This window comes from Haloarchaeobius salinus, assembly GCF_024464185.1.
Taxonomy (GTDB): Archaea; Halobacteriota; Halobacteria; order Halobacteriales; family Natrialbaceae; genus Haloarchaeobius; species Haloarchaeobius salinus.
In genome coordinates, this window is record NZ_JANHAU010000001.1 from 454,229 (window position 1) to 477,376 (window position 23,148).

24 protein-coding genes are annotated in these 23,148 nt (G+C 68.1%); 10 read left to right on the top strand and 14 right to left on the bottom strand.

All coding sequences use genetic code 11. The features are described from left to right. Together NO345_RS02275 and NO345_RS02280 are read left to right on the top strand one after the other, a co-directional pair. A complete protein-coding gene (locus NO345_RS02275; RefSeq protein ID WP_256296122.1) occupies window positions 1-1,917 on the top strand; it encodes an ABC transporter permease in 1,917 nt (638 codons plus the stop codon). Further along, complete coding sequence (locus tag NO345_RS02280; protein WP_256296124.1) at window positions 1,910-2,932, top strand: ABC transporter ATP-binding protein; 1,023 nt, start codon at window positions 1,910-1,912, stop codon at window positions 2,930-2,932. The genes NO345_RS02275 and NO345_RS02280 overlap by 8 nt, the downstream gene beginning before the upstream one ends. Before the next feature lie 113 nt (window positions 2,933-3,045). Here the strand turns inward: NO345_RS02280 and ribB are convergent, their stop codons facing one another. Both ribB and NO345_RS02290 read right to left on the bottom strand, forming a co-directional pair. Further along, window positions 3,046-3,747: a 3,4-dihydroxy-2-butanone-4-phosphate synthase gene (gene ribB / locus NO345_RS02285; RefSeq protein WP_256297545.1), complete on the bottom strand. Its 702-nt coding sequence runs from the start codon at window positions 3,745-3,747 to the stop codon at window positions 3,046-3,048. A 1-nt stretch (window position 3,748) separates the two neighbouring features. Continuing rightward, window positions 3,749-4,453: a DUF120 domain-containing protein gene (locus NO345_RS02290; RefSeq protein WP_256296126.1), complete on the bottom strand. Its 705-nt coding sequence runs from the start codon at window positions 4,451-4,453 to the stop codon at window positions 3,749-3,751. 409 nt (window positions 4,454-4,862) lie between these two features. Here NO345_RS02290 and NO345_RS02295 point away from each other — a divergent pair, with 409 nt between their 5' ends. After that, entirely contained in the window at window positions 4,863-7,310 is a 2,448-nt protein-coding gene (locus NO345_RS02295; protein ID WP_256296128.1) for a PAS domain S-box protein, read from the top strand. Here the strand turns inward: NO345_RS02295 and twy1 are convergent. Beyond that, window positions 7,304-8,281 (bottom strand): 4-demethylwyosine synthase TYW1, encoded by a 978-nt coding sequence (gene twy1, locus NO345_RS02300; RefSeq protein ID WP_256296130.1) that lies wholly within the window; start codon window positions 8,279-8,281, stop codon window positions 7,304-7,306. The two genes, NO345_RS02295 and twy1, sit on opposite strands and share 7 nt — an antisense overlap. A gap of 152 nt (window positions 8,282-8,433) precedes the next feature. Between twy1 and NO345_RS02305 the strand changes: the two genes are divergently transcribed. The 3 genes from NO345_RS02305 to argS are packed head-to-tail and all read left to right on the top strand — an operon-like array spanning window position 8,434 to window position 11,766. Then, on the top strand, window positions 8,434-9,708 hold the full coding sequence (locus tag NO345_RS02305; RefSeq protein WP_256296131.1) for a DUF7544 domain-containing protein: 1,275 nt from the start codon (window positions 8,434-8,436) through the stop codon (window positions 9,706-9,708). Between the two features lie 31 nt (window positions 9,709-9,739). After that, the gene (locus NO345_RS02310; protein WP_256296133.1) at window positions 9,740-9,964 is read left to right on the top strand and encodes a hypothetical protein; all 225 of its coding nucleotides are present in this window, start codon (window positions 9,740-9,742) and stop codon (window positions 9,962-9,964) included. Between the two features lie 47 nt (window positions 9,965-10,011). Beyond that, window positions 10,012-11,766 carry an arginine--tRNA ligase gene (gene argS / locus NO345_RS02315; RefSeq protein WP_256296134.1) on the top strand — a complete coding sequence of 585 codons (1,755 nt, stop codon included), beginning with the start codon at window positions 10,012-10,014 and terminating at the stop codon, window positions 11,764-11,766. Between the two features lies 1 nt (window position 11,767). Here argS and NO345_RS02320 read toward each other — a convergent pair whose 3' ends face one another. Further along, window positions 11,768-11,899 (bottom strand): hypothetical protein, encoded by a 132-nt coding sequence (locus NO345_RS02320; RefSeq protein ID WP_256296135.1) that lies wholly within the window; start codon window positions 11,897-11,899, stop codon window positions 11,768-11,770. Between the two features lie 53 nt (window positions 11,900-11,952). Next, window positions 11,953-12,882 carry a cell division ATPase MinD gene (minD, locus tag NO345_RS02325; RefSeq protein WP_256296136.1) on the bottom strand — a complete coding sequence of 310 codons (930 nt, stop codon included), beginning with the start codon at window positions 12,880-12,882 and terminating at the stop codon, window positions 11,953-11,955. Between the two features lie 260 nt (window positions 12,883-13,142). Here minD and prf1 point away from each other — a divergent pair, with 260 nt between their 5' ends. From prf1 to NO345_RS02340, 3 genes are read left to right on the top strand one after another with little or no spacing between them, the layout of a single operon-like run. Continuing rightward, window positions 13,143-14,381, top strand: a complete 1,239-nt coding sequence (gene prf1, locus NO345_RS02330; protein ID WP_256296137.1) for a peptide chain release factor aRF-1 — start codon at window positions 13,143-13,145, stop codon at window positions 14,379-14,381. Between the two features lie 44 nt (window positions 14,382-14,425). Next, complete coding sequence (locus tag NO345_RS02335) at window positions 14,426-15,022, top strand: hypothetical protein (protein ID WP_256296138.1); 597 nt, start codon at window positions 14,426-14,428, stop codon at window positions 15,020-15,022. Window positions 15,023-15,066: 44 nt separating this feature from the next. After that, window positions 15,067-15,831, top strand: a complete 765-nt coding sequence (locus tag NO345_RS02340) for a helix-turn-helix transcriptional regulator (protein ID WP_256296139.1) — start codon at window positions 15,067-15,069, stop codon at window positions 15,829-15,831. Window positions 15,832-15,955: 124 nt separating this feature from the next. Here NO345_RS02340 and NO345_RS02345 read toward each other — a convergent pair whose 3' ends face one another. The 3 genes from NO345_RS02345 to NO345_RS02355 form a co-directional block, all read right to left on the bottom strand. After that, a complete protein-coding gene (locus NO345_RS02345; protein ID WP_256296140.1) occupies window positions 15,956-16,348 on the bottom strand; it encodes a DUF6276 family protein in 393 nt (130 codons plus the stop codon). 42 nt (window positions 16,349-16,390) lie between these two features. Next, window positions 16,391-17,074 carry a V-type ATP synthase subunit D gene (locus tag NO345_RS02350; RefSeq protein ID WP_256296141.1) on the bottom strand — a complete coding sequence of 228 codons (684 nt, stop codon included), beginning with the start codon at window positions 17,072-17,074 and terminating at the stop codon, window positions 16,391-16,393. Between the two features lie 72 nt (window positions 17,075-17,146). Continuing rightward, window positions 17,147-17,365, bottom strand: coding sequence for a zinc ribbon domain-containing protein (locus NO345_RS02355; RefSeq protein WP_256296142.1), 219 nt, complete (start codon window positions 17,363-17,365; stop codon window positions 17,147-17,149). A gap of 67 nt (window positions 17,366-17,432) precedes the next feature. Between NO345_RS02355 and NO345_RS02360 the strand changes: the two genes are divergently transcribed. After that, entirely contained in the window at window positions 17,433-17,597 is a 165-nt protein-coding gene (locus tag NO345_RS02360; RefSeq protein WP_256296143.1) for a DUF8143 family protein, read from the top strand. A 51-nt stretch (window positions 17,598-17,648) separates the two neighbouring features. Here NO345_RS02360 and NO345_RS02365 read toward each other — a convergent pair whose 3' ends face one another. Genes NO345_RS02365 through NO345_RS02390 form a run of 6 tightly spaced genes read right to left on the bottom strand, consistent with a single transcriptional unit; the run spans window position 17,649 to window position 23,100 of the window. Continuing rightward, entirely contained in the window at window positions 17,649-19,064 is a 1,416-nt protein-coding gene (locus tag NO345_RS02365; protein WP_256296145.1) for an ATP synthase subunit B, read from the bottom strand. 2 nt (window positions 19,065-19,066) lie between these two features. Further along, window positions 19,067-20,836, bottom strand: coding sequence for an ATP synthase subunit A (locus NO345_RS02370; protein ID WP_256296147.1), 1,770 nt, complete (start codon window positions 20,834-20,836; stop codon window positions 19,067-19,069). A 3-nt stretch (window positions 20,837-20,839) separates the two neighbouring features. Then, window positions 20,840-21,163 (bottom strand): V-type ATP synthase subunit F, encoded by a 324-nt coding sequence (locus NO345_RS02375; RefSeq protein ID WP_256296149.1) that lies wholly within the window; start codon window positions 21,161-21,163, stop codon window positions 20,840-20,842. Next, complete coding sequence (locus tag NO345_RS02380) at window positions 21,160-22,221, bottom strand: V-type ATP synthase subunit C (RefSeq protein ID WP_256296151.1); 1,062 nt, start codon at window positions 22,219-22,221, stop codon at window positions 21,160-21,162. Before NO345_RS02380 ends, NO345_RS02375 begins: the two co-directional genes overlap by 4 nt. Continuing rightward, window positions 22,218-22,802, bottom strand: a complete 585-nt coding sequence (locus tag NO345_RS02385) for a V-type ATP synthase subunit E (RefSeq protein ID WP_256296153.1) — start codon at window positions 22,800-22,802, stop codon at window positions 22,218-22,220. Before NO345_RS02385 ends, NO345_RS02380 begins: the two co-directional genes overlap by 4 nt. A gap of 19 nt (window positions 22,803-22,821) precedes the next feature. Continuing rightward, window positions 22,822-23,100 (bottom strand): ATP synthase subunit C-like protein, encoded by a 279-nt coding sequence (locus tag NO345_RS02390; RefSeq protein WP_438266747.1) that lies wholly within the window; start codon window positions 23,098-23,100, stop codon window positions 22,822-22,824. Between the last annotated feature and the right edge of the window lie 48 nt (window positions 23,101-23,148).

A 23,148-nucleotide genomic window follows, 5' to 3' on the forward strand; every position in this document is an offset into this window, starting at 1 on the left:
ATGAGCCGGGGCGAGCGGGGCGACGGCACCGGAGGCGGGCCGTCGGCCGACGACGGGAAGCGCGCGGTGTCGACCGACCGCGCGCTCCGTGGGCTGGCCGTCGCCGCGACGGTCGTCACCGCGTTCGTCCTGCTGCTCGTCCTGTACTTCCCGGTCGGGCTGGTGTTCGCCGAGGCGTTCGGCGGGGCCCGCCCGTTCGACTCGTTCGTGACCACCCTCACGGACCCGTTCTACACCGGCGTGCTCGCCGAGGTGTTCGCCCGGCCGCTCGCCGTCGGCTACCACGTCGACAACGTGCTCTCGTGGTTCGGCGGGGTCTCCGTCGGGCTCGACGGAATCGACACCCCGCCGCTCCGGAAGGGGCTGTTCGGCTTCACCGCGTACCAGGCCGCGCTGTCGACGGTCGCAAGCGTCGCCATCGGCCTGCCCGGCGCGTACGTCCTCGCGAACTTCGAGTTCCGGGGGCGGCGCACGCTCCGCTCGCTGACCATCGTCCCGTTCGTCCTCCCGGGCATCATGGTCGCGAGCGGCTTCTACGCCGCGTTCGGGCCGACCGGGCTGTTGAACGACACGCTCGCGCTCGTCGGCGTCGGGCCACAGCAGCTCATCGAGACGAACCCGCTGTTCGTCGTGATCCTCGCCCACGCGTTCTACAACGCGCCGCTGGTCACCCGGGTCGCGACGGCGGCGTGGGAGTCCGTCGACTACCGGGCCGTCGAGACCGCCCGGAGCCTCGGCGCGAGCCGCCGGCGTGCGTTCCGCGACGTGGTGCTCCCGCAGCTACGGCCCGCTATCGCGACCGGGGCGCTGTTGACGTTCCTCTTCACGTTCCTCACGTTCCCCATCGTCCTCGCCATCGGCGGCCTCGAGCTGGCGACGGTCGAGGTCTGGGTCTACCACCGGCTCACCGAGACCCTCGCGTTCGAGGAGGCCGCGACGCTCGCGGTGCTGGAGACGGTCATCTCGCTCGGGGTGACCTACGCCTACCTGCGCTACGAGTCCGCCCAGCGCGCCGCGAGCCCCGGCGACGGGCCGCCGCGCGAGCCGCTGTTCGGCCGCGCGAGCGACGTCGCCGGCTCTCCCGCGGTCGGCTCCCGCCTGGCCGGCCTCCTCGACGGCCGGCGGCTCGCTATCGCGGGCTACGCCGTCGTCGTCTTCGTCCTGTTCGTCGGCCCGCTCGCGGCCATGGTGCTGGAGGGATTCACCGACGGGAGCGGGTTCACGCTCCGGCACTACGAGTTCCTCCTCCAGCGGCAGGCCACGGGCGCGAGCTTCCAGACGAAGCCGCTACCGGCCATCCGGAACTCGCTGCTGTTCGCCGTCGCGACGGTCGCCGTCGCGGTCCCGATGGGGCTCGTCGTCTCCGTGGCGAGCACCGGCGAGGGCCGCTGGCGGTCGCTGCTCGAGACGGCGACCATGCTCCCGTTCGCCGTCTCCGGCATCGTCTTCGGCATCGGCCTGCTCCGTGGACTCGTCTTCGGCGTCTCGCTGGCCGGTGGCTGGCGGTTCGTCATCACGGGTGGGGTCGCCATCGTCGCCGCCCACGCCGTCGCCGCCTACCCGTTCGTCGTCCGCAACGTCGCGCCACAGCTCGCGGGCATCGACCACCGGCTCGTCGAGTCCGCCCGGAGCCTCGGCGCGAGCCGGGTGCGGGCGTTCCTCGACGTCGAACTCCGGCTGGCTGCGACCGGCCTCGTCGCCGGGGCGGCGTTCGCCTTCGCCATCAGCATCGGCGAGTTCGATTCGACGGTGATTTTGGCCAGCGACGCGGGGAGCTACACGATGCCCGTCGCCGTCGAGCGCTACCTCGGTCGCCGGTTCGGCCCCGCGATGGCGATGGGGACCGTGCTGCTCGTCGTCACCGCCGCCAGCTTCGTCGTGGTCGACCGCCTCGGCGGGAGGGTCGAGCGTGGCTGAGCTCTCGCTCGACGGCGTCTCCGTCAGCTACGCGGGGACCGTTGCGCTCTCGGACGTGAGCCTCGACGTGGGCGACGGCGAGTTCTTCACGCTCGTCGGCCCCTCCGGCTGCGGGAAGACGACGACCCTCCGTACTATCGCCGGGTTCGAGCGCCCCGACGCCGGGGAGGTGCGCTTCGGCGGCCGCGAGATGACCGGCGTCCCGCCCGAGGAGCGCGACGTGGGCGTCGTGTTCCAGAACTACGCGCTGTTCCCGCACATGACCGTCGCCGAGAACGTCGGCTACGGCCTGCGATTCCACGACGTCGGCGACCCCGACGAGCGCGTCGCCGAGCTGCTCGACCTCGTCGACCTGGAGGGCTTCGGGGACCGCGACCCGACCGAACTGTCGGGCGGCCAGCAACAACGTGTCTCGCTGGCCCGCGCGCTCGCCCCCGAACCCGACGTGCTCCTGCTCGACGAGCCGATGAGCGCGCTCGACGCGAGGCTCCGCGAGGAGCTCCGCCGCGAGGTGAAGCGCATCCAGACCGAACTCGGCATCACGACCGTCTACGTCACCCACGACCAGGAGGAGGCGCTGGCGGTCTCGGACCGTGTCGCCGTCATGCACGACGGCCGCGTCGAGCAGGTCGGCACGCCACGCGAGGTGTACCACGAGCCCGGGAGCCGGTTCGTCGCCTCGTTCGTCGGCGAGAACAACCTGTTCGACGGGGAGCGCGTCGACGGCGGCGTGCGGGTCGACGGCACCTCGTTCACCGTCGACGGCCTCGACGCAGCCGGCCGGAACACCGCCGGCCGCGCGACCCTCTGCGTGCGCCCGGAGCACCTCCGGCTGGACGCCACCGAGAACCGCTTTTCGGTCACCGTCGAGCAGTCGGAGTTCCTCGGCGAGGCGACCCGCGTCCACTGCGACTGGGACGGGCGCGAAGTCGTCTGGCGCACCGACGGCACGGTGCCCGAGCGTGGTGAGCGCGTCGAACTGGGCTTCGCTGCCGAGCACGGTCGTCTGCTGTAGAAGACGGTCGGGCCACAGGGGGAGACGGCCGGCGCGCACGCGAGATGGCGGGCTCTACAGTGCTGTGTCCGGTCCGTACCGTCGGGTCCGATCCGGGAGGTCCGACGGGCCCGTCAGCCCAGTCGCGCCACGAGGTCGGCCCCCTCGACGTACGGGATGCCCTCGCGGTCGGCGTACGCGCGTGCGTCGGCGGGCGTGAGCGCGCCGCCGGTCTCGTCGTCGAGCATCTCGCAGACGACGACGGCAGGGGCGACCTCGCTCTCCTCGGCGAGCGCGACGCCGAGTTCGGTGTGGCCGAGGCGGTGGTCGAGCAGGCCGGGGGCGGCCCGGAGCAGGTGGACGTGGCCGGGTGCGCGGAACTCGTCGACGAACGGGAAGCCGTCGGGGTCGGCGGCGGCCTCGGCGAGCTTCGTGATGGTGAGCGCGCGGTCGTCGTCGGGGATGCCGGTGAAGGTGTCGCGGTGGTTCACCGTCAGCGAGAACGACGAGCGCTCGTCGTAGCCGAGCTCGTGGTCGGCGGCGAGCGGGTGGTCCAGTTCCTCCTGCATGAACGGCAGGTCGAAGGCGTCGGCCACCTGGTCGGGCAGGGCGACACAGACGAGGCCGCCGGCGTCGTTGCGCATCCGCCGGACGGCGTCGGGCGTGACGCCGTGGGCCGGGTAGACGATGTCCGTCTCGCCCTCGCGGTCGGCGGCGTCGTGGATGCAGACCGGTTCGCCGGCGCGGAAGGCGGCGATGGCACGGTCGACGGCGTCGTCGGCGTCGACCGGGACGTCCGCGTCGACCTCTCCGTCGTGGTGCTGTGACCGGTTCATCTCACTGCTCCCGGACATTGACGGTCACCTCGGCGTCGTCTCCCAGATCGAGCGCGTCGCGGAGCTTCTCGGGCGCGATGACCTCCAGCTGGTCCTCGTCGTGGTGGGTGCGCTCGGGGGCGATGGTGTGTGCGTTCTCGTAGGTCGTCCCGTCGGCGGTCTCGACGGTGGCGGGGTAGCAGACGGCGGGTCCGTAGGTGCGGTCGTCGTCCTCCCAGCCGTCGATGTGGACCGGCTCGATGGCGGACATGGCGGTGCGCCGGCGGACGCTCTCGTCGTCGAGTTCGACGTTGAGCGTGCCGAGGAACGGCTCGTAGCCCAGCTTGTCCTCGAACTGCCGCATGTAGCCCGGTAGGGAGATGTAGTGGCGACCTTCGCCCATCCCGCTGGTGACGACCCCCGAGAGTTCGACGCTCGTCTCGCCCTCGAAGACGCGACGGTAGTCCTCGTACTCGGCGCGCAGGGCGCGTTCGCCCTCGTCGGTGAGCTGGACCCACTGGCCGTCGCTGACGGTCTCGCGGGTGATGTAGCCGGCGTCCTCGAGTCGCTGGAGGCGTCGGGAGGCGGTCTGGGTGGAGGCGTCGAGCCGCCCGGCGAGCCCCGAGCAGGACACCTTCAGCTCGCCGTCGATGGCTCCGTCGAGCGCGAGGAGCTTCGCGACGGCGAGTTCGTCGTGGCCGACCGCGTACGACGCTGTCTCTGACATGACTCTGGATTGGGACCCGTTCCGGATAAGCGTACCGAATCCGGTATGCATAACGTATCTGTTGAGCACCGTCACGCTGTCGTGACGACATCGGAGAAACGAGACTCGTGTGGAAAGTTGTCGTCGCACGACTAAAGCGCGTCGGTCGCGGCGGGCGGTGGTCGCCGAGCGCTCGCCGCGGGTCCGGACTGCGTCGTCTGCGAGCACCGCGCCGACGTCGACGGACTCGCGGTCCCGCGTGCAGTGCGGCGGTCGAACTCGGGCTGCACCCCGCGTAGGCCAGAAACGTTATCCCCGGTGATGGGAAACCGACTGTCGAACTATCGTGTCGGAGACAGCGACGTTGCTCCACGTCCGTCGTCCCGGTCGCCCGTCGCCGAGTCTCCCCCCGGGTTGGGCCATCGACACCGTGTCCTCCGCGGCCGACGCGAACGACCGACTCGACCCGGACGTCGACTGCGTGCTCGTCGAACACGACCTCGACGACGGGGCCGACGGGCTCGCGGTCCTCGACGCCATCGACGCCCGCTGTCCCGTCATCTATCGGACAATCGAGCCCGACGGCGAGGTCGCCTCGGCCGCCTCGGCACGGGGCGCGGTCCACTACCTCCACGGCGGCGACGACGTGGCCGAACGCATCCGGACCGTCGTCGGCGACGTGGCCACCCCCCACCGGCGCGGGCCCGATGCGGGGGCGGCCAGCGCCGCCGAATCGCCGGTGCTCGAACGCATCGACGAGGCGTACGTCTCCTTCGACGCCGACTGGCGGTTCACCGACATCAACGAGCGCGGTGCGGCGATGCTCGACACCGTCCCCGAGGCGCTCGTCGGCGAGGTCGTCTGGGACGTGTTCCCCGACGCGACCGACCTCGCCTACTACGAACAGTACGTGCACGCGGTGGAGACGGGCGAACCGGTCTCGTTCGAGGAGTACTACGAGCCGCTCGACCTCTGGACGTCCAACCGGGCGTATCCGACCGCGGACGGGCTCGTGGTGTTCTTCCAGGACATCACCGAACGGAAGCGCTACCAGGAGATGCTCCCCGGGCTGTTACAGACGACCCACGAGATGATGCAGGCCGAGGGACCCGAGGAGATCGCCGGCCAGCTGGTGGCCGCGACCGAGGAGCTGCTCTCGCTCGACCTCTCCATCGTCCGCTTCCACGAGCCCGCCACGGACCAGCTCGTCCCCGTCGAAGGGACGACCGCGCTCTCCGAGACCCTCGGTGACAGGCCGAGCTACGCCGTCGGCGAGGGTGGCCCCGGGGCGGTGTTCGAGTCCGGCGAGCCGACCTACTGCGACCCGGTCGACATCGAGGGCGTCTCGGCGGTGCTGTACCTGCCACTCGGCGACCACGGGACCCTCTCTGCCGGCGTCGCTCCCGGCGACGAGTTCGGGGCCGTCGAGCGCCAGACCGCCGAACTCCTGGCGGCGAACGCGACGACCGCGCTCGACCGGACCGAGCGGCGCGAGCGGCTCGAGCTGTTCGAGCGCGTCATCGAATCGATCGAGGACATGCTGTACGTGCTCGGTGCCGACGAACGGTTCGTCTACGTCAGCGAGCCGTTCGCGGAGTTCACGGGCTACGACCGCGACGAGCTCGTCGGCGGCACCCCCGCGATGGTCGTCGACCGGAAGACGCTCGAACGCGGGCGGGAGGTCGTCGCGGAGCTCCGACACTGCGACGAACGCTCGCGCACCATCCAGACGGAGCTCGAGACCCGCGACGGCGAGCGCCGACCCGTCGAGGTCGACGTCGCCCTGCTCCCGAACGGGGACGACGCCGAGCCCGGCACCGTCGCGGTCGTCCGCGACGTGAGCGCACTCCAGGAGACGCGACAGCGCCTCGCCATCGAGAACGAACGGTTCCGGTACCTGTTCGACCACATCCCCGATGCACTCGTCGAGTTCACCTTCGAGGGGACAGAGCCCGTCGTCGAGAGCGTCAACCCCGCCTTCGAGCGGACGTTCGGCATCAGCGCCGGCCACGCCGTCGGCGAGTCGGTCAACGATCTCATCGTACCGGAGGAGTCCCACGACCAGGCGAAACAGCTCGACGAGGCCGTCGACGAGGGGTCGGTCCAGACGGAGGAGGTCGAGCGGCTGACGAGCACGGGCCTCGGCCACTTCCTCTTCCGTGGCGTCAGCTTCGGGACGGGGACGAGCCGTCGCGGCTTCTGCATCTACACCGACATCAGCGACCAGAAGGAACGCGAGAGCCGACTCGAGGTGCTGCACACCGTCCTCCGACACAACCTCCGAACCGAGATGAACCTCATCGAGGGGTACGCAGAGCAACTGCAGCGACGGTACGACGACGACCCGGTCCTGCTCGACGCCATCCGCCGGGAGGCCAACCAGGTGGCGGACCTCAGCGACACCGCCCGGCGGGTCGAGCGCGCGCTCGACCGGGACGACGACCGTCTCGTCGCGACGGACGTGACGCGGTACGTCGAGGAGGCCGCGGAGACGGCGCGGAAACGGTTCCCCCACGCCGACCTCACGGTGTCGACGCCCGAGTCGGCGACGGCCGTCGCGGACCGCCGGCTCGTGTTCGCGCTGTCGAACGCCATCGAGAACGCGGTCGACCACAACGACGCCGAACAGCCGTCGGTCGACGTGACCGTAGAGACGACCGACGGAGGCGTCGAGATACGGGTCGCCGACGACGGGCCGGGCATCCCGAAGCAGGAGCGCGACCTCGTCACCGGCGAGCGCGACATCACCCAGCTCCAGCACGGCAGCGGGCTGGGGCTGTGGGCCATCAACTGGATCGTCGAGAGCTTCGGCGGGAGTATCTCGTTCGAGGTCCAGGAGGAGGGAAGCGTCGTCGTGCTGCGGTTCCGGGCTCAGTAGTCGACGAGCGGGTCCTCGGCCCAGAACTCGCTGTCCTTGTTCAGCTTCGGCACCCACGTGTCCGCGTCGCGAGCCAGCAGCGCGACCCGCGAGTTCGGCACGTCCTTGAGCTCGTCGTGCTCGGGCATGTGCTCGGCGACGTCCCCGGCGAACGCGAGCACGTCCTCGTGGTCGGGCATCGCCGACCGGTCGAGTCTCCCCCGCGAGTGCCCGACGTGCATGTACGCCTTCAGCTCCACGAAGTCCGGCTTCGCGCGCCGGTAGAACGCGGCGTACCAGTCCGGGTCGCGCATGTTCTCGCCATCCACCAGCGTCGTCCGCAGCACGGTGCGGGTCTCCTCCTTCTCGGCGAGCACGTCCATCGTGTCGACGAGGCGCTCCCACGCATCGTCCTCGACGGCCTTGACCACGCTGTCGAACGTGTGGCGCTCCGGCGCGTCGACCGAGACGTAGAGCTGCGTGGGGTCACAGCGCGCCAGCAGCTCCGGGTTCGTCCCGTTCGAGACCAGGAACGTCGTGATGTCGCGTGCGTGGAACTCGTCGATGAGCTCCGGCAGGTAGGGGTACAGCGTCGGCTCGCCGTCGAGACTGATGGCGACGTGGCGCGGCTCCATCGCCTGCTCGAACACCTCCCGGGGCACCTCGTCGTTCCCGCCGTAGCCCGCCAGCAGCTCGCGCTGGAGTTCGAGGGTGGCGTCGGCCACGGCGGCCGGGTCGTCCCACTCCACGTCGCCCAGTTCGTACGCGTGGCCTGCGTGGTCCCGCCAGCAGAACACGCAGCGCTCGTTGCACTTCACCACCGGCGTCATCTGCATACAGCGGTGCGACTCGATGCCGTAGAACGCGTACTTGTAGCACTTCCCGTCCCCCGTCAGCGCGTTCTTCGTCCAGCCGCAGGTCTGGGCCGCGGTGTGGTTGACGCTGTGGTAGTTCGGGTCGTCGACCTGCATGGGGCCGTCGGACTCGCTCATTGCACGAGTGGACGGGTCCCAGTCCTAAAGAATCCGTTCCTCCCGTTCGCGGTCGGTCGTCGCTTCGATCCTGCGCGCTGCTCGCCCGGAGTGAGTCGAACCTCCCCCGTAATCACCGGTTACCTATGTCGGTCTTCGTCGAACGACCCCCCATGACCCTCTACGCGCTGGAGGACGTCGACGACGCGTACCGGGCGACGCGGAACCTCCTCACGCCCATCGACCGCACCATCTGGGTGAAGCTGGCGGTCGTCGTGTTCTTCCTGGGGCTGCCTGGGGTGAGCGGCAACTCCGGCCAGTTCGGCTTCGGCGGCGACTCCGGCGGCGGGACGATGCAGCCCGGGCAGCCGTTCCAGGACCCCGGGGGCGGCTTCTGGCTGGTCGTCGGGGGCGTCGTGCTGGTGGTGCTCCTCGTCGTACTCGCGTTCGCCTTCGTCGGCGCGGTGATGGAGTTCGTCTTCGTCGAGTCGCTCCGGCGGGAGACGGTCGAGATTCGTGAGTACTGGACCGAGCACTGGCGGCGGGGGCTCCGGCTGTTCGGCTTCCGGCTGGTCCTCGGGCTGATCGTCGTCGGGAGCGTCGCCGTGCTCGCGCTGCCGTTCGTCCTCGCTGCACTCGGTCCCGGGCAGGGCGTCGGGGGGGTCGCGGTCGGCGCGTTCCTCCTGTTGCTCCCGCTGTTCATCGTACTCGCCATCGTCGTCGGCGTGGTCGACGGGTTCACCACCGTGTTCGTCGTGCCCATCATGCTGCGTGAGGAGCGCAACGTGCTCTCGGCGTGGAGACGGCTCTGGGGCTCCATCCGGCAGCACTGGACGCAGTACCTCGCCTACGCCGTCGCGGGGCTGGTGCTGTCGTTCGTCGGGGGGATGGCCGTCGCCATCGCCACCGGGGTCGTCGCGCTCGTCCTGCTGATCCCGTTCGGCCTGCTCGCCGTGCTCGGCGTCGGGCTGTTCGTGGTGTTCGAACCGGCCGGCATCGCCGTCGTCGTCGTGACCGCCGTCCTGTTCGGGCTCGCCGTCCTCGCGGCCGCCGCGCTCGTCCAGGTTCCGGTGCAGACCTATCTCAGGTACTACGCGCTGCTCGTCCTCGGCGACATCGAGCCCGGCTTGGACGTGGTACCGGACCAGCGCGCCGCGGTCCGGGAGACTGACGGCGACGACGACGACGACGAGACGGGTGGTTCCGGTGGTGACGAGGACGACGATGGCGGTGACGACGGTGACGCTCGCGGTGGCAGCGACTCCGGCCCCCCCGATGACGACACCACTGTCGGGGCCGACGAGGACGAGCACGCACGGTGGCGGGGCGACGATGACCGGGCCGCCGACGGCGGGGAGGACGACCACGCCCGCTGGCGCGGCGACGAGGAGCACGTCGGTCGCCGCTCGTCCGACGACGGCACGTCCGACCGACCGGACAGGGGGTAGCTTCTTGCGCTATCGTGGTGTACGTTAGCGTATGCTGCTCCGAACGTTCCTGGCGCTCGTCGGGCTGGCAGAACTGCTCGCACCACGTCGGTTCGTCGACTTCTGGATGCGACTCGCGACCAAGTCCGACGACGTCGAGCCCCGGCGGTGGGTGTACACGGTCGCCCGGCTCGAGGGACTGGTCATCCTGCTCTGGCTGCTGACCCGTGGCGACGACGAACCGGGCGAGGCCGTCGCCGTCACGGCCGAGACCTGATATCGCATTCAGAAACCCCTTTACAGTCGCCAGCGGTACGTGGCGGTATGTTCATCGCCGTCCGCGAGGAGGTCGCGGCCGCCATCGAGGACGCCCTCGACGCGCTCGACCTCCCGACAGACGACCTCGGCATCGAAGAGCCGCCGGAAGACGTCGACGCCGTGCTGGCGTCGAGCGTCGCCTTCCGGCTGGCCGGCGAGGTCGGCGCACCGCCGCCGAAGGTGGCCGCCGACATCGCCGACGAGATCGACCCCGACGCGTTCGAATACGTCGGCGACGTCACCACGCAGGGCCCCTACGTCAACTTCCTCCCGAGCGAGGCGTACTTCGAGGCGACGCTGTCGGCCGCACAGGACGCGGAGTACGGCCACCTTCCCGACCGCGACGAGAGCGTCGTCGTCGAGCACACCTCCGCGAACCCGACCGGCCCCGTCCACGTCGGCCGCGCCCGCAACCCCATCGTCGGCGACGCCGTCGCGAACGTGCTGGAGTTCGCCGGCTACGACGTCGAGCGGCACTACTACGTCAACGACGCCGGCCGACAGATGGCCGTCTTCACCTGGGCCTACGAGCACTTCGACGAGGACGACCTCGACTCCGACCCGGCGCGCGACCGCATCGAGTACGACCTCGTGCGCTACTACCGCAAGGGCAACGCCTTCCTCGAGGACGGTCCCGCCGACCGGGTCGAGGAGGCCGAGGCCGAGATACAGTCCATCATGCAGGGGCTGGAGGAGCACGACGAGGAGACCTACGAACGCGTCAGCGAGGTCGTCGACCAGGTGCTCTCGGGGATGCAGACGTGCCTCGCGCGCCTCCCCGCCGAGTTCGACCGCTTCGTCAAGGAGACGCAGTTCATGTTCGACGGCTCGACCGACGACCTGGTCGCACGACTGCAGGAACTCGACGAGGCGGTCTACGAGGAGGACGCCTGGCAGCTCGACCTCTCGGAGCACGGCATCGACAAGAAGCTGGTGTTCCTGCGCTCGGACGGCACCAGCCTCTACACCACGCGCGACCTCGCCCACCACGAGTGGAAGTTCGAGAACTACGACCGTGCGGTGACCGTCCTCGGCGAGGACCACAAGCTCCAGGCCGACCAGCTCCGCCAGGCGCTCTCCCTGCTCGGCGACGACGTCGACCAGCTGGAGAACGTCATCTTCTCGTGGGTCAACCTCCCCGGCGGGCTCGGGATGTCCACCCGGGAGGGCACCGGCGTCGACCTCGACGACCTGCTCGACGAGGCCATCGACCGCGCCCGCGACGAGGTCGAGACGCGCATGGAGGAGCGCATCCGCGACGACGACCTCACCGAGGACGACGTCGAGCGCATCGCCCACCAGGTCGGCATCGGCGCGGTCCGCTACGACATCGTCTCCAAGCAGCCGACGAAGGCGATCACGTTCGAGTGGGACCAGGCGCTCGACTTCGAGGCCCAGTCCGCGCCGTACGTCCAGTACGTCCACGCGCGCTGCTGTGGCATCCTCGACGAGGTCGACTCGGTGCCCGAGTCGGTCGACGCCGGCGTCCTCGAACGCGAGGAGTCCCGCGACCTGCTCCGGGTCATCGCGCGGTTCCCCGGCGTCATCGACGAGGCCGCGGACGACCTCGAGCCCCACACCGTCGCGACCTACACCCGGGAGTTCGCGGAGACGTTCAACGCGTTCTACCGCGAGTGCCAGGTGCTCGGCGCGGAGGACGAGGCCGTGCGGGACGCGCGCATCGCGCTCGTGGCCGCGGCTCGGCACACGGTCGCCAACGCGCTGTCGACGCTGGGCGTGGCCGCACCCCGCTCGATGTGAGCTAGAAGGGCGGTGCGGTCCAGGCCATCAGGCTTCCGCCGGCGAACATGACGGCCGCGACGCCCGCGCCGAGTGCCAGTGCGACGAACAGCAGTACCCAGGAGAGTGGAACCGAGTTATCGTCGTTTGCCATGCTCGATACTGCGACGTGGCGACCCATAACGGTTTCCAGTCTCGGCCGTCGGCCTACGAATCGGACTCGGCGTCGGGGATGTCGATGTGGGGCTGTCCGCTGTCGGTCTCGGAGTCGGCGTCGATCTCGGAGATGGCCGCGGAGACGTCGTCCTCGCTCGCGGCGCTGGCCCCGTCGGTGCCCTCGTCGTCACCCTCGTCCCCACGGTTCGGCTGTGCCTGTGAGCGAGACTGTGTCGGCTCCCCGAACGTCGGTCTGTCCTCGGGGTCGGCCTCGCCGACGAGCCGCGCCGCGAGGTAGCGGTACGCTCTGGACGCGGGGCTCTTGGGCTCGTGGACGACCAGCGGCGTCCCCGCGTAGACGCTCTCGCGCACCGTGGGGTCCTCCGGGATGGTCACGAGGAGGGGAACGTCGAGCTTCTCCGCGATGCCCTCGTGGTCGATATCGCCCGACGGCCGCGTGCGTGTGAGGACGACTCCGGCGATGGTCCCGCCGGCCCGGTCGGCCAGGTCACGGGTCTTCTGTGCGTCCTGCACCGACGCCGGCTCGGGCGTCGAGACGAGCACGACGGCGTCGGCCAGCCCGAGTGGGAGGACCGTCTCGTGGCTGACGCCGGCACCGACGTCCAGGAGGACGTAGTCGAACTGCTCGCGGAGCTCCGCCACGACCTCGCGGAGGTTCTCCGTCTTGACGGACGCGTAGCTGTCGAGCTCGATGCCGCTCGGGACCGCCCAGATCCCGTCCGCGAGCTCGTACGTCGCGTCCGTCACGTCGGCCTCCCCGGCGAGGACCTGATGGAGCGTCGTATCCTCCGGCGAGAGACTCACGAATCCGGCCAGGTTCGCCATGCCCAGGTCGACGTCGACGATCACGACGCGGTTGCCCGCCCCCGCGAGGGCGGTGCCCAGGTTCACCGTCGTCGTGGTCTTGCCGACGCCGCCTTTCCCGCTGGCGATGGCGTACACCGTCTCCTGCGTGTTCATGTACCTGGACAGAGTCACGGACGACTAATAAAACCTGAAGCCACGGCTCCGGAGTGGCGAGCAGGCGGCACGCACCACGCGCCCCGGGGGGTGCCGCACACCCGCCTCGCCCGCCGGGGCGGCCGTCGTCAGGTCACGCCGGTCCTGGCCGCCCGCTGGGCTATAAACCACGGGACGAGGTCCCCCCGAGAATCACCCGCATGCGAGGGTCTGCCGGGCAAGGAACAGTTACTTACCGCCAGCGGGGCCTAGAACCTCCAATGAGTCAGCAGGAGGGCGAGGAGTCCGACCGCAAGAAGTACGAGTTCCGGAAGGTGATCGAGGAACTCGACGACTACGAGGGGTCGGGCACGCAGCTCGTCACCATCTACGTCCCCGAGGACCGGCAGATCAGCGACGTGGTCGCCCACGTCACACAGGAGCACAGCGAGGCGTCGAACATCAAGTCGAAGCAGACCCGGACGAACGTCCAGGACGCCCTCACCAGCATCAAGGACCGGCTGCGCTACTACAAGAACCCACCCGAGAACGGCATGGTGCTGTTCTCGGGCGCGGTCGACTCCGGCGGCGGCCAGACCGACATGGTCACCAAGGTGCTGGAGGGGCCGCCCCAGCCCGTCGAGTCGTTCCGCTACCACTGCGACTCGGCGTTCCTCACCGAGCCGCTGGAGCACATGCTCGCGGACAAGGGCCTCTACGGCCTCGTCGTGCTCGACCGGCGCGAGGCCAACGTCGGCTGGCTCCGGGGCAAGCGCGTCGAGCCCGTCAAGTCCGCCTCCTCGCTGGTCCCGGGCAAGCAGCGCAAGGGTGGCCAGTCAGCACAGCGGTTCGCCCGGCTGCGCCTCGAGGCCATCGACAACTTCTACCAGGAGGTCGCCGAGATGGCCAACGACCTGTTCGTCCCCGAGCGCCACGACCTCCAGGGCGTGCTCGTCGGTGGCCCCTCCCCGACGAAGGACGAGTTCCTCGACGGCGACTACCTCCACCACGAGCTCCAGGACAAGGTGCTCGGCAAGTTCGACGTGGCCTACACCGACGAGTCCGGCCTCTACGACCTCGTCGACGCCGCCGAGGACGTGCTCGCCGACGCCGAGATCATGGAGGACAAGGAGCTCATGCAGGACTTCTTCAAGCAGCTCCACGACGGCAACAAGGCCACCTACGGCTTCGAGCCGACCCGCGAGAACCTCGTCATGGGCTCGGTCGAGACGCTGCTCATCTCCGAGGACCTCCGCAAGGACGTCGTCACCTACGACTGCGGCGGGACCGACGAGTACGAGCTCATCGACTCCCGGAAGAACACGCCCACCCACACCTGCGACGACGGCACCGAGGTCGAGGCGGAGGGGCGCGAGGACGCCATCGAGTTCCTCATCAACATCGCCGAACAGCGCGGCACCGAGACGAAGTTCATCTCTACCGACTTCGAGAAGGGCGACCAGCTCTACAACGCCTTCGGCGGCATCGCCGGTCTGCTGCGGTACTCTACGGGAGTCTAAATCTCTGCAGAAGACATTTACGGGGAGTGGCCATCGTCGGTGACATGAACCGACGCTCGGTGGTTGCTGCTGGTTTTTCTTCACTGTCAGCTGTTGGACTATCCGGGTGTTTGTGGAACACCGGAGGCACTTCGAAGATTCGGCTCGAATCCGAGCGGATGACCCAGTCTGACGTCTGCTCGTGGCCGTTGAAAGCGGTCGAGAACGTCGATAGGAGGCATATCGACCCTGTTGAAGAAGCAATCGAGACTGGGAACGCGACCGGCGACTACGCCTTCGAAGAGGCACTGTTCGTCAGCAGCGAGACGAACTACTTCTACATCGACATTACGATTACCGGTGACGACGAAGCGGAGTACAGTGTCGAACACGCTTTCGACACGCAGGAGCGGTTCTGCGAATTCACCCTCGACCGGCTCGTCCACTCCGTGGACCCGGTATCGGTCGATATCGAGGTTCTTGAGACGCTACGGACGACGATTCGAGACGGCACGTTCGAGTCCGAGCCACCGAGCGACGCTGCCGAGGCGACCGTCGAATACCTCCGCAACACCGTCGGGACGCTGTTTGAGGACGAGTTCTTCGTCGAACTCGACGACCAGTACTACCACATCCACTACCACTGGGAATCGGGCGAGTGACTACCCATCAACGGTAAGTCGGTCCACACCAACGAGTTTGACGAATGGTCGACGACCTGGCACGGACGCTGCACCGGCGGAGCGACCTGCTCGCGTTGCTGGTCACGGAACCGCTGGACAAACGCGCTCTCGAGGAGCGCGTCGAGTCCTCGCGCTCCACCATCGACCGGGGCATCCGCGACCTCGAAGCGGCCGGGCTGGTCGAGCGGACGAACGGCGGCTACGCGGCGACCGTCTCGGGGCGACTCGCCGCCGAATCGCGCGCGGCCCACGTCGCCGAACTCGACGGCCTGGACCGCGCCGGTCCGCTGATCGACCTGCTGGACGACGACGGCGAACTCGGCCGGGAGATGCTGGCCGGCGTCGAGGTCGAGCGGGCCGAACCGCCGTCGCCGGCCGCGCCGCTTGACCGGCTGAAGGAGACCATCCGCCGGTCCGACCGCTACCTGGGGATGTCGGCGATGGACACCGGCACCGGGTTCGGCCAGTTCTTCCACGACCAGGTGGTCGAGGAGGGACTCGACCTCTCGTTCGTGTTCACCCACGAGATGGCCGACCACCTGGAGTCGAACCTCGGCGAAAAACTCCCCCCGATGCGGGAGGAGCGCTTCGAGATGCGTGCTGTCGACGACCTCCCCTTCGGTCTCGGCGTGGGCTTCGCCGACGACTGGGCCGTGGCGGCCGTCCTCGTCTACGGCCCCTCGTCCCGACTCGCCGGCATCCTGTTCAACGAGAACCTGGTCGCCGTCGAGTGGGCGACCGGGGTGTTCGACAGGTACAGCGCGCGTGCCGAGACTGTTCCCCCGTAGTCCGTCGACGACCTGCCCTGTCTGCCGCCGCATCGCACGGCGCTGGTTGCTATGACGAGTGCCGAAGTAGCGTTACCTCCCGACCGGACCACTCACCGGCCGAGTTCTGGTACAAAAAGGTTCGTCAACCCATGAGCTGCTCTAGTTGACTGCGGCGGCGGCCGATGGCGACGGAGGGTTTCAGGCTCGCGTCGGCTTCCAGCTCTTCGAGGACGAGCATCGGATCGACGCCGTGATCCTCGACGCGTTCGAGCAGGAGCTCGATCTTCGAACGGTTCAGCGCGAGCGAGGAGAGCAGCCCGACGACCAGTGCCATCTCGACGGCGGCCTCGCCGTCCACGTCGAACGCCTCGCTGACCTCGGTGAGGTCCGCGTCGTCGTCGGCCGACTCCACGGCGTAGACGCGTAGACAGGACGTACAGATGGCCGCCGCGGAGCCGTTGCCGGGTGCGAACTCCGAGACGTCGTCGGGGACGGTGAACTTCACCGTCTCAGAGCGACAGTTCGAACATTGCATACGCCCCACAAGGCAGGGCCACCTCTAAAATCTAGGCCGGAATCAGTCCGCGCTGACGGCCTCTCGCTCGCGCTCCGCCTCGGCCTCGAGCTCGGCCTCCTCGGCCTCCTTCTTGTCCTTGATCTTCTTCATCCGGAAGATCTCCTCGCGCTCTTGCTCCTCGAGCTTCTGCTCGATGAACTCCTGGTTCCCCTTGAGCTCGGGCAGGAGCTTGAACTCCAGTGCGTTGACGCGGCGCTTCGTCGTCTCGATCTCGGTGAGCATCTTCTTCATCGCCGTCTCGACCTCCGCGGCGAGGATGATGCTCTCCAGCAGTTCCTCGTAGGCCTCGGCGGCCTCGTCGATGCGGGCCGAGGTGCCCAGCACGCCGTAGCCGCGCTCGCCGAGGGACTTCTTCACCTTCGAGGACTCGATCTGCGGGACGACCACGCCCATGATGTTGTTCGACTCGGTGGTGATCTCGGGGTGTTCCTTCAGTGCCGCTGCAGCCCCACGGACCGCGACGTCGCCCTCCATGGCACGGGCCATGTTGATCTTCTTCTGGGCGGTGTCGTAGTCCGACTCCAGGTTCGAACGGACGTCCTGTGCCTCGTCGAGGATGTCCATGAACTCCATGATGAGGCCGTCGCGCTTCTGCTCCAGCGTGTCGTGGCCCCGCTCGGACAACTCGATGCGGTCCTCTATCGCCATCAAGTTCTTGCGAGTGGGCTTGACGTCCTTGGCCATTAGGGGAGGCTTGCGCGGCCAGCCTGTTAACCCTTTACGATTGTCCCCGCGTACGAACGCGAGAGAGCGGTCCTATCCGAGGAACAGGTCGGCCAGGTCGCCGTCGGAGGTCCCCTTGTACAGCTCGGCGTAGCCGCAGTTCACGCAGGAGATGACCTTGAACCGGCGGTTCTGGATGTCGAACATCTTCGAGAGGCCGGAGCCGGTGGTCGATATCTCGTCGATCTCCGTCTCGCGGTGGCCGCACTTCGGACAGCCGTCGTCGTAGCCGTCGGTGGGTGGAGGGCTCATACGGGGTCGTACGGCACCGTCCCCTGAATATTTTGTCACCGCGTGGAGAACTGGCGAGCGGGTGACCATGTCCGGACTGTTCGTCCTCCTGATACTCGTGTTCGTCGTCGTCGGCCCGCTGGTGCTCTTCGCGCTCATCCAGTCCGAGACGAGCGGCACCGAGGTACTGGACCGTGGCGACGCGGAACGGCAGGTCAGAAACGACACGGACGACGGCGACCGCCGGGAGTGACCGGTCGCGCCGCTGGTCGGCCGTCGAAACGGAGAGAGTAGAATCCCGAGTTCAGGCCTCGACGGCCTCGGCCTCGGTGTCTTCCTGGTAGTACTTCTCGATGAGCTCCTCGTCGACACGGTTGAGCTCCGTCTTCGGGAGCGTCGAGAGGAGGTCCCAGCCGATGTTCAGCGTCTCGTCGATGTCGCGGTTCGTATCGAAGCCCTGGTCGATGAAGTCGGACTCGAACTGGTCCGCGAAGTCGAGGTACTTGTTGTCGCGCTCGGACAGTGCCTCGCGACCGACGATGTTCACGAGGTCGCGCAGGTCCTGGCCCTCCGCGTACGCGGCGTAGAGCTGGTCGGAGACGCCACCGTGGTCCGCACGGGTGAGCCCCTCGCCGATACCGTCGTCCATCAGCCGGGAGAGGCTGGGCAGGACGTTGATCGGCGGCTTCAGGCCCTGGCTCTCCAGGTCGCGGTCCATCATGATCTGGCCCTCGGTGATGTAGCCGGTCAGGTCCGGGATCGGGTGCGTGTCGTCGTCACCCGGCATCGTGAGGATGGGGATCTGCGTGATGGAGCCCTCGACGCCCTTCAGGCGGCCGGCGCGCTCGTACAGCTGGGCGAGGTCGGTGTACATGTAGCCGGGGTAGCCACGGCGACCCGGCACCTCCTCGCGTGCGGCACCGATCTCGCGCAGCGCCTCACAGTAGTTGGTCATGTCCGTCAGGATGACGAGCACGTGGTACCCCTTGTCGAAGGCGAGGTACTCCGCGGTCGTCAGGGCGAGACGCGGCGTGACCGTCCGCTCGACTGCGGGGTCGTCCGCGAGGTTCATGAAGACGACCGAACGCTCGAGTGCACCGGTGCGCTCGAAGTCGGCCATGAACTCGTTCGCCTCCTCGGCGGTGATACCCATCGCGCCGAAGACGACTGCGAACTCGGAGCCGCCCTCGTCCTCCTCGCCCTCGTCCTCCTCCGGCACGGTCGCCTGCCGGGCGATCTGGAGTGCGAGGTCGTTGTGCGGCAGGCCGGACGCCGAGAAGATCGGCAGCTTCTGGCCGCGCACCAGCGTGTTCATACCGTCGATCCCCGAGATACCCGTCTGGATGAACTCCTCGGGGTACTCCCGTGCGTACGGGTTGATAGCTGCACCGACGATGTCCCGACGCTCGTCGGGGACGATGTCCGGGCCGCCGTCGATGGGGTTGCCGGAGCCGTCGAGCACCCGCCCGAGGAGGTCCTCGGTGACGGGCATCTTCATCGTCTCGCCCAGGAAGCGGACGGACGAGTTCGTGTCGATACCCTCGGTCCCCTCGAACACCTGGATGGCCACGAGGCCGCTGCTGGATTCGAGGATCTGACCGCGCTTGATGTCGCCGTTCGGGGTCTCGATCTCGACGATCTCGTCGTAGCCGATATCCTCGTCGACCTCGGCGAACACCAGCGGACCGCTGATCTCCGTGATTGTCTGATACTCCTTCATTGTTAGTACAGCTCCCGGAGCTGTTCGGTGATGTCGGCCTCGAGTTCGTCGATGAACTCCTCGGCCTCGTCGTCTTCGGTCGTCGCGATGCGGTTCAGCTTCGGTGCCGCGTCGATGTTCTGGATCTCCTCGACGGGGACGCCGGCGTCGAGCGCCTCGAACGCCTCGTCGTTGAAGTGCTTGATCGCCGTGAGGATGCCGTAGGTCTTCTCCGGCGGGCAGTACTGGTCGACCTCGATGAACGCGTTCTGCTGGAGCCACGCCTCGCGCAGGTAGCGCGCGACCTCGAGCGTGAGCTGCTGGTCCGGCGGCAGCGCGTCCTTGCCGACGAGCTGGACGATCTCCTGGAGCTCGCCCTCCTCGTCGAGCGTGTCGACCGCCCACTGGCGCACCTCGGGGTAGTCCTCGGCGACGTTGTCGCGGTACCAGGGGTCGAGCTGGTCCTGGTACAGCGAGTACGACTCGTTCCAGTTGATCGCGGGGAAGTGACGCCGTTCCGCGAGGTCGGCGTCCAGCGCCCAGAACGTCTTCACGATGCGCAGCGTGTTCTGGGTGACCGGCTCGGAGAAGTCACCGCCCGGCGGCGAGACAGCCCCGATGACCGAGATCGATCCTTCCGTACCGTTGATGTTCTCGAAGTAGCCGGCCCGCTCGTAGAACTGCGAGAGGCGCGCGGCGAGGTACGCGGGGTAGCCCTCCTCGCCGGGCATCTCCTCCAGCCGGGAGGAGATCTCGCGCATGGCCTCCGCCCACCGGGAGGTGGAGTCAGCCATCAGTGCGACGTCGTAGCCCATGTCGCGGTAGAACTCGGCGATGGTGATGCCCGTGTACACACAGGACTCACGTGCCGCCACCGGCATGTTGGACGTGTTCGCGATGAGGCAGGTCCGGGCCATCAGCGCGTTCCCCGTCTGGGGGTCCGGAAGCTCGGGGAAGTCGTCGATGACCTCCGTCATCTCGTTGCCGCGCTCGCCACAGCCGATGTAGACGACGATGTCCGCGTCCGAGAACTTCGCGAGGCTCTGCTGGGTGACCGTCTTCCCGGAGCCGAACGGCCCGGGAATCGCGGCCGTCCCACCCTTCGCGAGCGGGAACAGGCCGTCGAGGATGCGCTGACCCGAGATCAGCGGCGTCGTCGGCGTCTGCTTGTCCTCGCTCGGGCGCGGGGACCGGACGGGCCACTCCTGGCGCATCTGGATCTCCTCGCCGTTGTCCAGCTCGGCGACCGTCTCCTCGACGGTGAAGTTGCCGGCCTCGATCGCGGTGACCTCGCCACCTTCGTAGCCCGGCGGCACCATGACCTTGTGGTCGATGGTGACGGTCTCCTCGACGATGCCGACCACGTCGCCGGGTGCGACCTCGTCGCCCTCCTCGACGGTGGGCTCGAACTCCCAGGTCTTCTCCAGGTCGATGCCCGGCGCGTCGACACCGCGGTCGAGGAACGCCGAGTCCATCTTCTCCTGCAGGACGTCGAGCGGGCGCTGGACGCCGTCGTAGATGGTGTCCAGCATGCCCGGCCCGAGGTCCACGGAGAGCGGCTCGCCCGTGTTCTCGACGGGTTCGCCCGGCGCGACCGCCGAGGTCTCCTCGTACACCTGAATCGTGGACAGGTTCCCTTCGATCTCGATGACCTCGCCCATCAGGCCCTCGTCACCGACGTAGACGACGTCGTTCATCTTGGCCCCGAGGTCCGTGGCGGTCACGACCGGACCGCTCACGCTCTCGATGACACCGTCCTCGCGAACGGCCTCCGAATCTGTTGCTTGGCTCATGTGTTAGTCTTCCTCCATCAGGTCGATACCGATGGCTCGCTTGATCTGTTCGCGCAGTCCGCTGCTGCCGGCCTCACCGCCGACGGTCACGAACGTCGGCTCGACGCTCGTGTCGACGATGCTACGGGGTTCGCGCGAGAGGTAGTCGAGGTCCTCCGCGTGCATCACGACGATGCCGACCTCCTGGTCCCGTGCGACCGACCGGACGGCGTCGTCCAGCTCGTTCGACTTCTCCTCCGGCGTGACGTTCTCGAACTTCCGAACGCCGGCCAGCCGGAAGCCGGTGGTGAACTCCGGACTGCCGATGACGGCTATCTCCTGGCTCATATCGTGACCAGCTCCGCTTCGATCTCCTCCTCGCTCAGTCCCGCTTCCTTGCCGCGTGCGATGGCGCGGATGTTGTCGGTCTCCCGCTCCTTCGTGATGATGTACGCGAGGACCGGGGTGATCGATATCGGGAACGAGTTCGAGAATTGGTCCGCGTACTCGGTCAGTGCCGCGTCGAGCGCGTTCTCGAACCCGATGAGGCTCTCGGCCCCCTCGAGCTCGTTGAGCGCAGCCGACAGGTCGTCGCCGTACGTGCTGTCGCGGATGCGTGCGACCAGCTCGTCGGTGTTGGTGACCAGCTGGGTCAGCTCGTCGGCGTCGAACAGCCGACCGCCCTCGATGAAGTACTCCGCGGGGTCGATGTCGGCCCCGCTGCGCGAGAGCCGGAGCGCGTTCCGGACGTTCCGGAAGTCGATCTCCGCCTGGAGGAACTCCAGGTAGAGTGCGGCCGGGCTGTCGACGTCGTTCACCGTCCCGACCTCGTCGAGCAGGTGCTCGTAGAACGCACGGTCGACGGCGTTCTCGAGCGGGACGAGGATGTCCAGCTCCAGATACTGGTCCAGCGCCTCGTCGAGCCCGGGGCCGAAGATGGTCCCCGAGCACGCTTCGACGATGGCCTCGATGTCCTGCACCTCGAGGAGCTGGCCGAGGAACTCGTCGTCGAACTCCCCGGCCTGGATGAGGTCGGCCTCGATCTCCTCGCGTTTCGAGCCGGCGTACACGCCCCGAAGGATCGTCTTCAGGTTCCACGCGTCGAACTTGCGCAGGTACGCCGCGAGCTGGTCGTACAGCTGGCCGCCCGACCAGTCGAGGATGTCCTCGAAGTGCTTCGCGAGGTTGCGGTTCAGGGCGTACTCGATGAGGTCGACGCCACTGTAGCGGGCTCCGAGTGCGTTCATCTCGGTCTCGTACTCGGACTCCTCCATGTAGCGGGCGATCTCACCGGTCCCCATGCGGACGAGCTTGCGGTAGTCCTCGTCGTCGTAGAGCTTCGCACGACGCGCTCTGACCCGGGCGTTGACGTACTCCGGATTGGAACCGCTGTCGCTCTTGTTCATTGCTCGTCGAACAGTCGGGTGCTGATTTCCTTGAGTTCGTCCTCCCAGACGTCCTCGACAACCGAGTCGAACGTGTTGTTGACCCGGAGGCGGCTCTTCTCGCTCTCGACGACCACGCCGCCGAGGCAGTCGTACTCGCCGGCCCACTCGTAGCCGTCGTAGTCGGCGAGGATCTCCTCGACGAGCTCCTGGTCGTCGGCGCGACCGTGGACGAGGACGCTGGCCGCGTCGTCGAACTCGTCGGCCGCGTCGTCGAGCAGCGCGCGGGTCAGCTCCTCGCGGTCCTCGCCGTCGAGGTCGACGATGGCCTCCTCGACGGCGTCGCGGACCGACTCGAGCACGTCCCGGCGCGCCTCGAGACGCATCTGCTTGGCCTCGAGTTTCGCGCTGGACAGCTCGCGTTCGCGTTCCTGTGCCACGTTCCGTTCCGCCCGGCGCTTTGCCTCCTCCAGGGTCTCCTCGGCGTCCGCCTCCGCCGCCTCGACGAGCGACTCGGCCTCCGCCTCGCCCTCTTCGCGGATTTCCTCCGCACGCGCGCGGGCTTCCTCTCGTATGTCCTCAACGACTGTTTCCAAGGTCATTGTAAGAAGGGGGAACGGTTTAGACGAAGAGCGCGACGAGCGCGAAGATCGCCAGGGTCTCCGGCAGGACCGTCAGGAAGACGGCGATACCTGTGCTGATGGAGTCCTCGGCGAGTGCGCCGACGGCGGCTGCGCCGATACCACGCTCGGCGTAGCCCGCGCCGATGGCTGCGAGCCCGATACCGAGTGCTGCACCGGAGCCCTCCGGAATGGCCGGTGCGTTGCCCTGCATGTACGTGGACGCGAAGTCGGTTACGCTGTTCAGTGCTGTCGTGCCGATGTCAAGAGCTTCGAACATATGTGTGTACCTCTAACCGGACATGCGGTATTCCCCGTAGTGGCTTCA